General features: G+C 70.1%; 17 protein-coding genes. 10 read left to right on the plus strand and 7 right to left on the minus strand.

The window, feature by feature from the left end; genetic code table 11:
• The first annotated feature begins 56 nt into the window (after positions 1-56).
• Positions 57-1,379, plus strand: a complete 1,323-nt coding sequence (locus J2X55_RS14695) for an NAD(P)/FAD-dependent oxidoreductase (RefSeq protein WP_309824305.1) — start codon at positions 57-59, stop codon at positions 1,377-1,379.
• A gap of 4 nt (positions 1,380-1,383) precedes the next feature.
• Here J2X55_RS14695 and J2X55_RS14700 read toward each other — a convergent pair whose 3' ends face one another.
• The gene (locus J2X55_RS14700) at positions 1,384-2,247 is read right to left on the minus strand and encodes a sulfurtransferase (RefSeq protein ID WP_309824306.1); all 864 of its coding nucleotides are present in this window, start codon (positions 2,245-2,247) and stop codon (positions 1,384-1,386) included.
• A gap of 4 nt (positions 2,248-2,251) precedes the next feature.
• Positions 2,252-2,764 (minus strand): DUF4188 domain-containing protein, encoded by a 513-nt coding sequence (locus J2X55_RS14705; protein ID WP_309824307.1) that lies wholly within the window; start codon positions 2,762-2,764, stop codon positions 2,252-2,254.
• A 69-nt stretch (positions 2,765-2,833) separates the two neighbouring features.
• On the opposite strand from J2X55_RS14705, the gene J2X55_RS14710 reads away from it, so the two are divergent.
• Both J2X55_RS14710 and J2X55_RS14715 read left to right on the plus strand, forming a co-directional pair.
• Positions 2,834-3,448, plus strand: a complete 615-nt coding sequence (locus J2X55_RS14710) for a MerR family transcriptional regulator (protein ID WP_115919751.1) — start codon at positions 2,834-2,836, stop codon at positions 3,446-3,448.
• Between the two features lie 146 nt (positions 3,449-3,594).
• Complete coding sequence (locus J2X55_RS14715; protein ID WP_309824309.1) at positions 3,595-4,563, plus strand: GNAT family N-acetyltransferase; 969 nt, start codon at positions 3,595-3,597, stop codon at positions 4,561-4,563.
• A gap of 22 nt (positions 4,564-4,585) precedes the next feature.
• Here J2X55_RS14715 and J2X55_RS14720 read toward each other — a convergent pair whose 3' ends face one another.
• On the minus strand, positions 4,586-5,371 hold the full coding sequence (locus tag J2X55_RS14720; RefSeq protein ID WP_309824470.1) for a siderophore-interacting protein: 786 nt from the start codon (positions 5,369-5,371) through the stop codon (positions 4,586-4,588).
• Positions 5,372-5,459: 88 nt separating this feature from the next.
• Between J2X55_RS14720 and J2X55_RS14725 the strand changes: the two genes are divergently transcribed.
• From J2X55_RS14725 to J2X55_RS14740, 4 genes are read left to right on the plus strand one after another with little or no spacing between them, the layout of a single operon-like run.
• Entirely contained in the window at positions 5,460-6,428 is a 969-nt protein-coding gene (locus J2X55_RS14725) for an ABC transporter substrate-binding protein (protein WP_309824310.1), read from the plus strand.
• A gap of 52 nt (positions 6,429-6,480) precedes the next feature.
• Positions 6,481-7,446, plus strand: a complete 966-nt coding sequence (locus J2X55_RS14730) for an iron chelate uptake ABC transporter family permease subunit (RefSeq protein ID WP_309824312.1) — start codon at positions 6,481-6,483, stop codon at positions 7,444-7,446.
• Positions 7,439-8,449, plus strand: a complete 1,011-nt coding sequence (locus J2X55_RS14735) for an iron chelate uptake ABC transporter family permease subunit (RefSeq protein ID WP_309824313.1) — start codon at positions 7,439-7,441, stop codon at positions 8,447-8,449. The genes J2X55_RS14730 and J2X55_RS14735 overlap by 8 nt, the downstream gene beginning before the upstream one ends.
• The gene (locus J2X55_RS14740) at positions 8,446-9,204 is read left to right on the plus strand and encodes an ATP-binding cassette domain-containing protein (protein ID WP_309824315.1); all 759 of its coding nucleotides are present in this window, start codon (positions 8,446-8,448) and stop codon (positions 9,202-9,204) included. The genes J2X55_RS14735 and J2X55_RS14740 overlap by 4 nt, the downstream gene beginning before the upstream one ends.
• Positions 9,205-9,207: 3 nt before the next feature.
• Here the strand turns inward: J2X55_RS14740 and J2X55_RS14745 are convergent, their stop codons facing one another.
• From J2X55_RS14745 to J2X55_RS14760, 4 genes are all read right to left on the minus strand, one after another.
• Positions 9,208-9,429, minus strand: coding sequence for a hypothetical protein (locus J2X55_RS14745; RefSeq protein WP_115919739.1), 222 nt, complete (start codon positions 9,427-9,429; stop codon positions 9,208-9,210).
• A gap of 22 nt (positions 9,430-9,451) precedes the next feature.
• The gene (locus tag J2X55_RS14750) at positions 9,452-9,865 is read right to left on the minus strand and encodes a VOC family protein (protein ID WP_309824317.1); all 414 of its coding nucleotides are present in this window, start codon (positions 9,863-9,865) and stop codon (positions 9,452-9,454) included.
• Positions 9,866-9,913: 48 nt separating this feature from the next.
• A complete protein-coding gene (locus J2X55_RS14755; protein WP_309824318.1) occupies positions 9,914-10,903 on the minus strand; it encodes a DNA-3-methyladenine glycosylase 2 family protein in 990 nt (329 codons plus the stop codon).
• 70 nt (positions 10,904-10,973) lie between these two features.
• Positions 10,974-11,702, minus strand: coding sequence for a winged helix-turn-helix domain-containing protein (locus J2X55_RS14760; protein WP_115919733.1), 729 nt, complete (start codon positions 11,700-11,702; stop codon positions 10,974-10,976).
• Between the two features lie 433 nt (positions 11,703-12,135).
• On the opposite strand from J2X55_RS14760, the gene J2X55_RS14765 reads away from it, so the two are divergent.
• The 3 genes from J2X55_RS14765 (at position 12,136) to J2X55_RS14775 (ending at position 13,055) form a co-directional block, all read left to right on the plus strand.
• Positions 12,136-12,435, plus strand: coding sequence for a GNAT family N-acetyltransferase (locus J2X55_RS14765; protein ID WP_115919731.1), 300 nt, complete (start codon positions 12,136-12,138; stop codon positions 12,433-12,435).
• Positions 12,436-12,526: 91 nt separating this feature from the next.
• A complete protein-coding gene (locus J2X55_RS14770; protein ID WP_115919729.1) occupies positions 12,527-12,736 on the plus strand; it encodes a hypothetical protein in 210 nt (69 codons plus the stop codon).
• 1 nt (position 12,737) lies between these two features.
• Complete coding sequence (locus tag J2X55_RS14775) at positions 12,738-13,055, plus strand: hypothetical protein (RefSeq protein ID WP_115919727.1); 318 nt, start codon at positions 12,738-12,740, stop codon at positions 13,053-13,055.
• The last annotated feature ends 47 nt before the right edge of the window (positions 13,056-13,102 follow it).

A 13,102-nucleotide genomic window follows, 5' to 3' on the forward strand; every position in this document is an offset into this window, starting at 1 on the left:
CGGGACCCCGCCGCCCGCAGTAGCGTCGCCGCAACACCGAGCACGCGGGAGGACCCATGGACACCGTCGACACCGTCGTGGTCGGGGCGGGGATCTCGGGACTCGCCGCCGCGCGCCTGATCGCGCGGGGCGGGCGCCGGGTCGTCGTGCTCGAGGCCCGTGACCGCGTGGGCGGCCGCGTCTTCACCGACCGCTCCGGCGGGCGTATCACCGACCGGGGCGCCTCGTGGATCCACGGGATCACCGACAGCCCGGTCGCCGAAGCCGCCCGCGCCTTCGGCATGCCGATGGTCGAGTTCACCGTCGGCGGGTACCAGCCCGACTCTCGGCCCCTCGCCTACTTCGACGCCCGTGGGCAGCGACTCGGCTCCGACGCGGTGCGGCAGTACGCCGCCGACATCCGCACGCTCAATGCGACGCTGACCGAGGTCATCGCCCGGGCCGAGCCCGAGGCGACCTACGCCGAAGCGGTCGAGCGCGCTCTCGCCGAGCAGGACTGGGATTCCGAGCGCGCGGAACGCGTGCGCGAGTACAACGACCGCCGGGCGCAGGAGCAGTACGGCATCGGCATGAGCGAGCTCGGCGCGCACGGCCTCGACGACGACACCGTCGACGGTGACGAGGTGGTCTTCCCTCGCGGCTATGACGAGCTCGCGACGAACCTCGCCGCGGGCCTCGACGTGCGCTTGGAGCACGTGGTGTCGCGCGTCGAGCGTTCGCCCGCCGGCGTCATCGTCGAGACCGATCGCGGAACCTTCGCGGCGCGCGAGGCAGTGGTGACGGTCCCCGTCGGGGTCCTCCACGCGGGCGATCTGTCGATCGAGCCCCCTCTTCCCGAGGCGCACCAGCGCGCCCTCGGCCTGCTCCGCATGAACGCGTTCGAGAAGGTCGTGCTGCGCTTCGCCGAACGATTCTGGGATGCCGGGGTCTACGGCATCCGTCAGCTCGGCGACGAGGGGGAGTGGTGGCACTCCTGGTACGACCTCGGACGACTCCACGACGAGCCGGCGCTGCTCACCTTCGCGGCCGGCCCCGCCGCGGTCGCCACGCGCACCTGGAGCGACGAGCAGATCGTCGCCTCGACGCTGACGCAACTGCGGCGGCTGTACGGAACGGCCGTGCCCGACCCGACGAGCGCGATCGTCACCCGCTGGCAGGACGATCCGTTCTCGCGGGGCTCGTACGCGTTCATGCTCCCCGGTTCGATCGGCGCCGACCACGACGATCTCGCGGAGCCCGTCGACGGCGTCCTGCACCTCGCCGGTGAGGCGACGTGGGGCGACGATCCCGCGACCGTCCCCGGCGCCCTGCTGTCGGGGCACCGGGCGGCGCAGAACGTCCTGGGCGCGGAGATCCCCGTCAGCGACCTCTGGGCCTAGACCGTCACCGCGGCTCGGGTCCCGTCGCCACGGGCAGCTCAGGGTGGTTCGACCATTGGCTCCACGACCCCGGGAACAGCGTCGCTTCGAAGCCGGCGAGGGTGAGCGCGACGGCCTGGTGCGCGGCTGTCACCCCCGACCCGCAGTAGACGCCGACGCTCATACCGTCGTCAGCGCCGAGCATGCGGAAGCGTGAACGCAGGTCTTCGGGCGAGCGGAACCGCCCGTCGTCGCCCACGTTCTCGGTGGTCGGCGCGCTCACGGCTCCCGGCACGTGACCGGCGCGCGGATCGATCGGCTCGGTCTCGCCGCGATAGCGCTCGCCGGCCCGCGCGTCGAGCAGCAAGCCGTCTTCCGCGAATCCGGCGACGTCGTCGAGCGCGAGCGACGGGAGCGCCCGGTAGGAGAGTTCGACCGATCCGGGCGCCGGGGTCTCGGCATCCCCTTCCTCTGTCTCGTAACCCGCGTCACTCCACGCGCGCAGGGCACCGTCGAGCAGACGCACATCGGCGAACCCCGCGTAGCGCAGGAGCCACCACGCCCGGGCGCTCGCCATGTTCTTCGCGTCGTCGTAGACCACGACGGTGTCGCCGTCGTCGATGCCCCAGCGGCGAGCGGCGGCCTGCAGGTCGTCGATCGACGGAAGCGGATGCCGACCTTCGGTGACGGGAGCGTCATGGGAGGCGAGGTCATGGTCCAGGGCGACGTACTGGGCCCCGGGGATGTGGCCCGAGCGATAATCGGGGCGTCCGTCGGGGCGGTCGAGGCGCCACCGCACGTCGAGCAGGCGGATGGGCCCGCCGTCGTCGTAACGGCCCTCGGACAGGGCGTGGTGCAGCTCTTCGGCGGTGGTGAGGATCGAGGCCATGCCCTCAGTCTGTCGCCTCGGCGACCGCGGTGCGGCCTGTGGTGCGTCCGTCGGCGGCCCGGGCGCGTGCCCGGTCGTGACGCGAGGCGACGGGCACGATGGACGTCGCCTTCGGGAGCCCCATCGGCGGGGTCGCGACGTAGATCGACTCGGCACGCTCGACGACGTGCGTCTCGTGCCAGATCCCCACGGCGCCCGGTGCGTTACGAGCGCGCTTGTTGAAACGCGTCCACGCGGGGCGATGCTCGTGCGACGGGGCCGAGGCATAGGCGTAGAGCTTGTCGAGCGACGACCAGTACTGCACCAGATAGGGCCCGCGGGAGCCGAGGAGCATCGTGAATCCCAGCAGCCCCGAGTCGGGGTCGGTCGCCAGCTCGGTCAGCATCTTTGGCATGTCGCTCATCAACGGCATCCACTGGTCCGGCCGCCACCATTTGTTGATCGTCGTGCCGATGTGGAAGACGACGAGTTCGCCGTTCCACTGGTGGGTCATTCGTCCGGGGGTGATGCTCGCCATGGCTCGTCCTCACTCGATAGTGTCACTATCCAGTGTTGGATAGTATTGCTATCGAGTCAAGAGGGCGGCATGCGTATTTCAGAACTGGCGGAACGCAGCGGCGTGCCCGTCGCCACGATCAAGTACTACCTGCGCGAGAAGGTCCTGCCCGAGGGGGAGCGGTCGTCGCCGACCCAGGCGTCGTACGGCGAGGCGCACGTTCAGCGTCTCGGCGTCATCCGTGCCCTGGTTGATGCCGGGGTGGGGATCTCGGGGGTGCGCAAGGTCGTCGCTCTGCTCGAGGACCCGCCCGAGAACCCGTACGACCTGCTCGGCGCCGCCAACGCCGCGGTCACTCCGGTCGTCCCGGAGGGCATCGACCTCACCGACGCGAACATCCTGCTGACGCGCATGGGCGGATCCCCCGAGGCGTGCTTCCCCGACCAGGTCGCGGCCGTCGCCCAGGCGCTCTCCGCGCTGGATCGTGCGGGCTTCACCGTTCCGCCGGCCGTGATGGACGCCTATCTCGAGCACCTGTCCGCACTCGCCGAGGCCGAACTCGCCGCCACCCCCGACGCATCGATCGAGGACGCCGTGCGCTACGTCGTGCTGGGCACGGCGCTCGTCGAGCCGCTCATCCTCGCTCTGCGCCGCGTGGCGGAGCAGGTCGCGGCCTCGCGACGCTTCGGCGCGCCCGGCGACTGAGGGTTCGGGTTCGACGCGGCACCGTCGAGCCACAGTGCGTCGCTCTTGTCGCCGTGTGCGCCGGGGCGGCCGACGTGAGCACCGCCGATCTGCGGCCCCTCGTCGGAGGCTCGGAAGCAGCGCGGGCGGCGCTGTACGGTCGAAGGATGCCCGTCTCCGTCCACCGTTCACCCGTCGCCGACATCGCCCCGCTGACCCTGTACCGCATCCTGTGGATGCGCGTGGCTGTCTTCGTCGTCGAGCAGGAGGCCGCCTACCCCGAGATCGACGGGCGCGACATAGAACCCGGTGCGGAGCTCTTCTGGGCCGCCGACGGAGACGACGTGCTCGCCACCCTGCGCGTCCTGCGGGAGCCCGGCAACACCCGCATCGGTCGCGTCGCCACCGCTCCCCAGGCTCGGGGCCGCGGCATCGCCGCCGACCTCATGCGGGCGGCGATCGCACTGTTGGATGCCGAGGCCCCCGGCATCCCGATCCTGCTCGACGCCCAGGCCCACCTCGCACCCTGGTACGGGCGTTTCGGCTTCGTCGTCTCGGGAGCGCCCTTCGCCGAGGACGGGATCCCGCACGTGCCCATGCGGCGCACACGCCTCGCCACGGAGCGTCTGGTGCTGCGGGAGTGGACGCGCTCCGATGACGACCGCGCCTTCCTCTTCGACATGTACCGGCGTCCCGAGGTGCGGCAGTACCTCGGCAACGGCCAGGTCATGACGGATCCGGCCGAGGTCGACGCCCTGCTCGACCGTTGGCAGGAGCTGGGCGAGGGCATCCTCGGAGTGCGCGCCGTCGAGACCGCGGCTGGCGAGCGGATCGGGTCGGTGCTGCTCAAGCGCATTCCGTGGTCCGCCCACGTCGCGGACGGTCGCGACGACGAGATCGAGATCGGCTGGCATTTCCATCCCCACTCCTGGCGGCACGGGTACGCGACCGAGGCGGCGGCGGCGGTGCTCGCCCTGGCCGGTCAGCAGGGGATCGAACGCGTCGTCGCGGTGACCAACCCGGCGAACACCGCCTCCGGTGCCGTGGCCGAGCGCATCGGCATGCGGGCCGAAGGGCGGACCCGCGACTACTACGACGTCGAGTGCGAGCTGTACATCGCGGACGAGCGCGTCTGAGGGGTCCCGCGGCGGATCGGTCTCAGTGCGGAGCGTGGTACTCGGCCGTGCCGCGCTTCCAGTAGCCCTTCACGACGGTGGCCGAGGGGTCTCCCGTCCAGCGGTCGAGCAGCAGTGATCGACCGGCGCGGACGACCGACTGCTCGGCCGCGACGAACCCGAAGACGCACCCGTCGGGTCTCTCCTCGACGTCCAGGGCGTCGAGCCAGTCGGAGAGCTCCTCGCCGGCGCGCCGTCCGTCACGGTGGAGCTGCACCACCTCCACCCCGGAAGGGGCGGCGATGGGCAGGTCGTGGGCCGCATCAGGCACCTCGATCGTGATCCGCCCCACCGCGTGCTCGTCCATCATCGCGGCGAAACGGCGGATCGCCGGCACCGCCGTCTCGTCGCCGGCCAGGAGCCAGGCGTCGGGGCGACCGACGAGCACCATCGACCCGCGCGGACCGCCGATGCCCACCGGGGCTCCGATCGGCGCCGACCGCGCCCATCGGCTTCCGACTCCCGCTCCGTGCAGAGCGACGTCGATGTCGAGCCAGCCCTTCACGGCATCCCACTCGACCGGCGTGTACTCGCGGTTGGGTGCGGAGCGGATCTCGTCGATCGAGGCACCCGTGATGCTCGCGTCGGGGAAGAAGACCCGGATGTGATCGTCCGCGCCGGGCGAGTCGAAACCGCGGAGCTCCGCCCCCTCGAGGCGCAGTCGGACGAACGCGGGGGTGAGGAAGGTGCGCTGCGCGAGGGTCGCCGACCGGAACAGCAACTCGTGTCGGCGGGGTTCGAGGCGGGTACCGAGGGTCGGGTTCGACATCTTCACATAGCTAAGGCTAACCTAACTTCGCGACCGCCCGGAAGGTGAGCGGTCGTCACCCGCACATACAGCACTGGAGAGATCTCGCATGAGTACACGTCTGTTCCGCCCCCTCGCCGCCGCATCCCTGGCGGCTGCGCTCGCCCTCACCGGATGCGCCTCGGCCGCCTCGGCTCCCGCGGACGAAGCCGCCGCGCTGGCGACCGTCACGGTGGAGGACAACCACGGTCCGATCGAGGTGCCGGTGTCGCCCGAGCGCGTCGTCGCCCTCGACAACACGACCTTCCAGACGCTCAGCGACTGGGGCGTGAGGCTCGTCGCGGCCCCCAAGCCGCTCATGTACGACCTTTGGCCCTCGCTCTCGGGCGGCGACGAGGTGCTCGACGTGGGCCTTCACCGCGAGCCCGACATCGAAGCCGTGCTGTCGGCCGACCCCGATCTCATCGTCGGTGGATACCGGTTCCGCGAGATCTACGATCAGCTGAAAGACATTCAGCCGGCCACGATCGAGACCAGCCCCCGCGACGGGGAAGAGCACACCTCCGAGCTGAAGCGCCAGACGACGATCCTCGGCCAGGTGTTCGACAAGAACGCCGAGGCCGCGGCACTGAACGCCGGCCTGGATGAGGCCATCTCCGACGCGAAGGCGGCCTACGACCCCTCGCAGACGGTCATGGGCCTGATCGCCTCGGGCGGCAAGATCTCCTACGCGGCCCCGGGAGAGGGACGGGGTGTGGGGCACCTCTTCCCGACCCTCGGTCTCACCCCCGCGCTCGACCGCGCCGCCGAGGACGCCTCGCACGGCGACGACATCAGCGTCGAAGCCATCGCCGCAGCGAACCCCGAATGGCTCTTCGTTCTCGATCGTGATGCGCAGTTCGGCGAGGACGGATACGTGTCGGCGAAGGACCTCGTCGAGAACGCCGAGGCCCTGAAGAACGTCCCCGCCATTCAGAAGGGACAGGTCGTGTACCTCGACGGCAGTTTCTACCTCGACGAGGGCATCCAGGCCTACACGAAGCTGTACCGCTCGGCCGCCGAGGCCTTCGCCTCTTGATCCGACTCCATCCGCCCGTGCGCGCCCCTCGCGCACGGGCGGCACGGATGCCATGACCTCCGCAATCCCTCGCCCCCGTGCCCGCCTCGCCCTGCCCATGGCTGTCGCCGGAGTCGCCGCCCTCGTCGTGCTCTCGTTGTTCGTGGGCGCCTACGACCTGGGTGTCGATGACTTCGGCGCGGAGATGTTCTTCATCTCCCGCGTCCCGCGCACACTCGCCCTCGTCCTCGCCGGCTGCGCGATGGCCGTCTCGGGCCTGATCATGCAGTTGCTGACGCAGAACCGCTTCGTCGAGCCGTCGACGACGGGTACCTCGGAGTGGGCCGCTCTCGGCCTGCTGGTCACGGTGCTCGTCGCCCCGGCGGCTCCCCTCCCGGTGCGCATGGTGGTGGCGTCGGTCGCCGCCTTCGTCGGCACGATGGTGTTCATCGGCATCCTGCAGCGCATCTCGTTGCGCTCCTCGCTCGTCGTTCCGCTCATCGGGATCATGCTCGGGGCGGTCGTCTCGGCATTCACGACCTACCTCGCGGTCTCGACGAACTCCCTGCAGATGCTGGGCACGTGGTTCATGGGCAGCTTCACCTCGATCGTCCGCGGTCGCTACGAGGTGCTGTGGGTCGTCGCCCTCGTCGTCCTGCTCGTCTTCCTCTACGCCGACCGCATCACGGTCGCCGGTCTCGGACGTGACATCGCCACCTCGGTCGGTCTCGATCACACCCGGGTCCTGTTGATCGGCACGGGCCTGGTCGCGGTGGCGACGGGCGTGACGACCGTCGTCGTGGGCTTCCTTCCGTTCCTGGGTCTCGTCGTGCCCAACCTCGTCTCGATGTGGCGCGGCGACAATGCGCGCGCGAACCTGCCCTGGGTGTGTCTGGGCGGGGTTGCGATCGTCGTCGTCTGCGACGTCGTGGGACGCGTCGTCCGGATGCCGTTCGAAGTCCCCGTCTCGATGATCCTCGGGGTGGTCGGTTCCGCGGTGTTCATCACCCTGCTGCTGAGGATGCGCGCTCATGGCTGAGGTCCTGACGCGCTCCGCCCCGGTCGACACGGCCCATCGCCCGCGGATCGCCGTTCGATTCGGCATCCTGGCCCTCGTCGTCGTGCTCGCCGCGGTCGGTGTGCTGACCTGGAACGTGCCGGGCGAGCCCGGTTCGCGCGCGTTCTGGATCGCCGTGGACCTGCGCGTGGTCAGTGTCGCCACGATCGCCCTCGTGGCCTGTTGCCAGGCGGTGGCGACGGTGCTGTTCCACACGGCCACCGCCAATCGCATCCTGACACCCTCGATCATGGGTTTCGACGCGTTGTACGTCGTGATGCAGACCGCCCTGGTGTTCTTCTTCGGCAGCGCGGCGCTGTCGGCGACCGACGGGCTGCTCAAGGTGGCGGTGCAGAGCGTCCTCATGGTCGGCTTCGCAACGCTCCTGTACGGATGGCTGTTCGCGGGTCGCCGCGGAAACCTCCACATCATGCTGCTGGTGGGGGTCGTGCTCGGTGTCGGTTTCGGTTCGCTCTCGACCGTCATGCAGCGCCTGCTCACGCCCAGTGACTTCGACATCCTGTCGGCGCGGCTGTTCGGAAACCTCTCGAACTCGGATGCCGAGTATCTGCCGTGGGCGGCGCTCGTGGTCGCCGCAGTGCTCGCGGTCGTGTGGCGGTCGCGGCACCGGCTCGACGTGCTCGCGCTCGGGCGCGACACCTCGCTCAACCTGGGCCTGTCCTACCGCCGCGAGGTGATCGTGATGCTGGTGCTCGTGGCCGTGCTGATCTCGGTCTCGACGACGATGGTGGGTCCGATGACGTTCTTCGGCTTCATCGTCGCGACCCTGGCCTATCAGCTGGCCGGCTCGTCGCAGCACCGCGTCGTCCTGCCGTTCGCCGCTCTTCTCGGTATGGCCGCGCTCCTGGGCGGCTACTTCGTGCTGCGCCACGTCTTCTACGCCGCGGGGATGCTCTCGATCATCATCGAATTCATCGGCGGCGTCTTATTCCTCGTCTACCTTCTCCGAAAGGGGTCTCTGTGATCTCGCTCACCGACGTCACCATGACCTACGGCGACCTCACGGTGCTCGGGCCCGTCACCCTCGACATCCCCGCCGGCGGGGTGACCGCGCTGGTCGGCCCGAACGGTGCCGGCAAGTCGACCCTGCTCACGATCGTCGGGCGCCTCGCCACAGCCACCTCCGGGCGGGTCACGGTCGGCGGATGGGACGTGCACGCGACGCCCGGGCGTGCTCTCGCGAAGGTCGTGTCGATCCTGCGTCAGGAGAATCATTTCGTCACGCGCCTGACGGTGCGCGAGCTCGTCGGCTTCGGTCGCTTCCCGCATTCCCAGGGCCGACTCACCACCCTCGACGAGGCGAAGATCGACGAGGCCATCGCCTTCCTCGACCTCACGGAGCTGTCGGGGCGGTACCTCGACCAGCTCTCGGGCGGTCAGCGTCAGCGCGCCTATGTCGCGATGGTCTTGGCCCAGGACACCGACTACATCCTGCTCGACGAGCCCCTCAACAATCTCGACATGAAGCACGCGGTCGCGATGATGGGCCAGTTGCGCCGCGCCGCCGACGAACTCGGCAAGACGGTCGTCATCGTCGTGCACGACATCAACTTCGCCGCGGCCTACGCCGATCGCATCGTGGCGCTCGCCGGGGGGAGGGTGGTGCACGTCGGCACGCCGGACGAGCTCATGACGTCGTCGACGCTCGAAGAGGTCTTCGGAACCCCGGTCGAGGTCCGCGGCGACGGACCATACCCTCTGGCGGTGTACTACCGGTGATCGTCAGAGGTGGATGCCGTTGTCTTCGTCGTTCACGCCCACGTTGCGGCCGCGGCTCGATTCGTAAGCGATCAGCCATCCCACCGACACGGCGGCGGCGATGACGACACCGAGCCACACGTTCTGCCAGACCAGGCCGAACAGCACGCCGAGGCCGAGCAGCAGCACACTCCCGAGGATCCAATAGGTGCGTCCGCGCGGCCAGCCCGTACCCGTCTGCGTCATGCGCCCAGCCTAGGGGGCGGACTCAGTCGACCTCACCGATCGCCACCATCCACGCGACCCCGAAGCGATCGACCAGCGTTCCGTACAGCCCGCCCCACGGCGGGACGTCGATCGGCATCTCGATCCGACCGCCCTCCGCCAGTCCGGCGAACCACTCGCGCAGGGTGTCCTCCTCGTCGCCGGTGAGAGCCAGGGAGAACCCACCGACCGCGGAGACGTCCATGCCGGAGGGGGTGTCGGATGCCATGATCACGAAGCCGCGCGGCGTTCGTAGGCGCGCGTGCATGACCAGGTGGCCCTCGCCCTCGCCGACGGGCATCTGGAAGTCGTCGAAACTCGCGATGTCCAGTTCCCCGCCGAAGACCGAGTGGTAGAACTCCATCGCGTCGCGGGTGGTGGAGCGGAACTGCAGATACGCCACGAGTGCGGTTGCCATGTCGCCAGTGTGCACCTCCGGCGCCGCCGTGTCACCCGTGAGAAAGGGTCAGCGGTCCCGATGGTCCTCGGGGTGCAGGCGCGGGCCGCGTCGCGGCTCGAGCGCCGAACCGGCGTAGATCAGGCGGATGACGCGCTGGCGGTGCCCCGCGAAGGGTTCGAGCAGTTCGAGCATGCCGTCGTCGTCGGTGCGGTGCCCGGTGAGGGCGAAACCCACCTGGTGAGCGAGGTGGTAGTCGCCGACGCTCACGGCATCCGGATCGCCGAATGCGCGGATGCGCGTCTCGGCACTCGTCCAGATGCCGACGCCGCGGAGACCGATGAAGACGCGGTCGCGGCCCTCGCCGTCGGTCGCGGCGCTCGCCGCGCGCACGATCGACGTACCTCGCCGGGCCGTCTCGACGATGGTGCGGGATTGCGGCGGTTCGAGACCCGCGCGGTGCCACGCCCACGAGGGGACGAGCCGCCAGCCGTCGACGCTCGGGGGAGCGAACATCGGGCGCGGGGTCGGTCCCGGTGCGCGCTCGCCGTACCAGGTGACGATGCTGCGCCACGCCGAGAAGGCCTGCATGCTCGTGACCTTCTGCTCCATGATCGCGCTGACCAGGGCGTCGAAGACGAGGTCGGTGCGGCCGATGCGCAGGTCGGGATGGCGGCGGTGCCACTCGGCGACGGATGGATGCCGCGACGCGTCGAACCCGTCGGAGTCGTCGTCGCGGCCGCACAGCGCGGGCAACTGGTCGAGGGCCCACTCGGCCCCCGGCCCCCAGGCTGCGGCGCGGATGACTCCGCCGGCGGTCTGACGGAGTGCGAGCGTGGCCACGCCCACCGGCGTACGACTGGCCCGCCAGACGATGCCCCCGGCGGACAACGGGGCCGACGCGGTGAACGTGGGGTCGTTGCGCCCGTGACGCTGAGCCAGGACGGCGCGACCGACGTCGGTGGGCACCGCCGGTCGGTACTCGGACTCGATCGGCTTCTCGATCGGGGCGGCGAGCTCGCGCGGCAGCTGCCGCGTGCGCACCCCGGTCGATCTCATGCCGACACCCTACGTCGACCCACCGACATCGCGGCATCCGCGGTCGGTCCGACCGCCCGGTGGGGTGCGCTCAGAAGCGATCGGGCGAGGGGGTGCCGTGTCCGTAGCGGATCGAGACGTCGGCGTGACGGTCGAAGCGGTACCCCACGCCACGCACGGTGCGCACGATGTCCTCGTAGACGCCGAGCTTCGCGCGCAGACGTCGCACGTGCACGTCGATGGTGCGCTCGCCCGGGGCGTCGTCGTCGGTCGAACCCTCCCACAGCGATGCCACGAGCTCGGTGCGCTCGATCGTGCGGCCCTCGCGGAGCACGAGGTACTGCAGCAGCTCGAACTCCTTGAACGTGAAGGCGGCCGACTCGCCGTCGATGAGCACGCGCTTGCGCGAGATGTCGACCACGACGCCGCCGGGCGCGCGGTCCTCTTCGACGGGTTCGTCCTTCGTGCGGGCGACAGCGGACGGCTCGTGCAGTGCGAGGCGCACGACGTCGACGTCGCGGCCGCCCGAGCCGACGGGGGCCAGCGCGACGGTGGCGTAGGTCTCGGCGGCGGGGGCAAGCTCGCCGAGGGTGCGGCGGAGAGCCTCGACGAGGGTGCCGAGGCTGACGCCCGCGGCAGCGGCCTTCGCCTCGTCGATGCCGACGTAGAGGGCGAAACCGCGCGGGGCGGTCGTCGCGGGAGCGGCGGGACCTGCCGCGGGGGCGGCGGGAGCGGTCGCTGCCGGGGCGGCGGCGCGGGGAGTCGCGGCGGGACGGACGGTGGTGGTCGCGGGGCGGTCGAGAACGGCGGAGATCGACATGAGGAGAAAGTCCTTGAGTGTGTGAACCCGGGTGTCAACGAGAGCGGGGTTCGACGGGAGGTAGAGGCCGAAGGCCGGAGTGCGGTGCCGGGGCGCGCGTGATCGACGCGGGCGTCAGGCAACCGGGGGACGACGTCGGTATTCAGAAACCGAGGTGGTCCGAGCGAGGGTCGCTGTTAGCGGCACATTCGACAACACATCGCAACGCGGCCGGGCATCATCATGCCGGCAGTCCTGTTCGCCTCCCGGGCGGACAGAGAACGCGCGTTGAGAGTCATGGGGGGATTATGACGCAGCATGTCGGATGGAGTCAAGTCGACCGGGACGCCGCGGCCCGATCATTCTGCGCTGTTCCTCGCGTGTCGAAGGGGGTCCCTTTGTGCACTCTGCAAGATCGGAGCCGGGATGCCGTCATCGGCGTAGCCTCTCGGTCATGGCCGACCTGCTTTTCGCCGACGACAAGACCGCGTCCCGCTACACCCTGCACAACGGCGACGACCTCGTCTCCGTCCTGGACTACCGCGACGACGGTCGCACCGTGGCCCTGACGCGCGCCTTCACCATTCCCACCTTCCGCGGACACGGGTATGCCGGGGTGATCACGGAACGGGCAGTCGATGCGATCGAGGCGGCGGGCGATCGCGAGATCCTGGCCGTCTGCTGGTACGTGGGGGAGTGGTTCGACGCCCACCCGGAGCGCTCGGGCCTTCTGCATCGGCGCCCTGCCTCCTGAGACCGTCGCCTAGGCAACGCGCGCTCGGGCGTCAACCCCTGCCTGAGCGGATGTCGACGCGACGAAGCTGAAGACGTCGAAAGGGGAAGTCATGACAGACGACCGCGACCTGCCCGAAGGCGTCATCGACGCCGATCCTCCCGGCGGCTGGGAAAGCGGCGCCGTCGCTGACGGCGAGACCGCAGAGCAGAACGAGCACGCGAAGGGTTCGTCGCGTCTGAACGACGCAGAGCCCTCGGACCCCATCGAAGGCGATGCCGCCAGCCAAGGCATCGACCCAGACCTGAGCACGGAGGACTGACATGACGGATGACACTCGGGCGCCTCAGCCCACCAGCGGGCCCGACGGAGGAGCGGACGCCGCGGATTCGGTGGGCGGCGCCGTCCACCAGGATCGCAAGCTCTCGGGCCCTGACGAGCAGTCGGAACCCGCGATGGACACCCACCCCACCGACGACGAGGCCCGGATCGCGGGCGTCGTCGTCCAGACGCGTGCCGACGTCGGGGACAAGAGCGAGGAGCGCATCGCCGACGTGCTGCGTCAGCGCTTCAACGACATCGGTCTGAACCTGGGCGACGACCGCATCCGCGCCCTCGCGGCCGAGGTCGCCGGATCCTGACCCACCGGGAACGCCCCGCACCGGAAAGACCCGGCGGCGGGGCGTTT

The organism is Microbacterium sp. 1154, assembly GCF_031455375.1.
Taxonomy (GTDB): domain Bacteria; phylum Actinomycetota; class Actinomycetes; order Actinomycetales; family Microbacteriaceae; genus Microbacterium.

Bases quoted from the DNA above. Each gene is read 5' to 3' on its own strand.
- J2X55_RS14735 (WP_309824313.1), top strand. From the start codon at position 7,439: ATGGCTGAGGTCCTGACGCGCTCCGCCCCGGTCGACACGGCCCATCGC.
- J2X55_RS14700 (WP_309824306.1), bottom strand. From the start codon at position 2,247: ATGGCCTCGATCCTCACCACCGCCGAAGAGCTGCACCACGCCCTGTCC.
- J2X55_RS14730 (WP_309824312.1), top strand. From the start codon at position 6,481: ATGACCTCCGCAATCCCTCGCCCCCGTGCCCGCCTCGCCCTGCCCATG.
- J2X55_RS14705 (WP_309824307.1), bottom strand. From the start codon at position 2,764: ATGGCGAGCATCACCCCCGGACGAATGACCCACCAGTGGAACGGCGAA.
- J2X55_RS14725 (WP_309824310.1), top strand. From the start codon at position 5,460: ATGAGTACACGTCTGTTCCGCCCCCTCGCCGCCGCATCCCTGGCGGCT.
- J2X55_RS14715 (WP_309824309.1), top strand. From the start codon at position 3,595: ATGCCCGTCTCCGTCCACCGTTCACCCGTCGCCGACATCGCCCCGCTG.
- J2X55_RS14765 (WP_115919731.1), top strand. From the start codon at position 12,136: ATGGCCGACCTGCTTTTCGCCGACGACAAGACCGCGTCCCGCTACACC.
- J2X55_RS14775 (WP_115919727.1), top strand. From the start codon at position 12,738: ATGACGGATGACACTCGGGCGCCTCAGCCCACCAGCGGGCCCGACGGA.
- J2X55_RS14745 (WP_115919739.1), bottom strand. From the start codon at position 9,429: ATGACGCAGACGGGTACGGGCTGGCCGCGCGGACGCACCTATTGGATC.
- J2X55_RS14720 (WP_309824470.1), bottom strand. From the start codon at position 5,371: ATGTCGAACCCGACCCTCGGTACCCGCCTCGAACCCCGCCGACACGAG.
- J2X55_RS14710 (WP_115919751.1), top strand. From the start codon at position 2,834: ATGCGTATTTCAGAACTGGCGGAACGCAGCGGCGTGCCCGTCGCCACG.
- J2X55_RS14750 (WP_309824317.1), bottom strand. From the start codon at position 9,865: ATGGCAACCGCACTCGTGGCGTATCTGCAGTTCCGCTCCACCACCCGC.
- J2X55_RS14755 (WP_309824318.1), bottom strand. From the start codon at position 10,903: ATGAGATCGACCGGGGTGCGCACGCGGCAGCTGCCGCGCGAGCTCGCC.
- J2X55_RS14760 (WP_115919733.1), bottom strand. From the start codon at position 11,702: ATGTCGATCTCCGCCGTTCTCGACCGCCCCGCGACCACCACCGTCCGT.
- J2X55_RS14770 (WP_115919729.1), top strand. From the start codon at position 12,527: ATGACAGACGACCGCGACCTGCCCGAAGGCGTCATCGACGCCGATCCT.
- J2X55_RS14695 (WP_309824305.1), top strand. From the start codon at position 57: ATGGACACCGTCGACACCGTCGTGGTCGGGGCGGGGATCTCGGGACTC.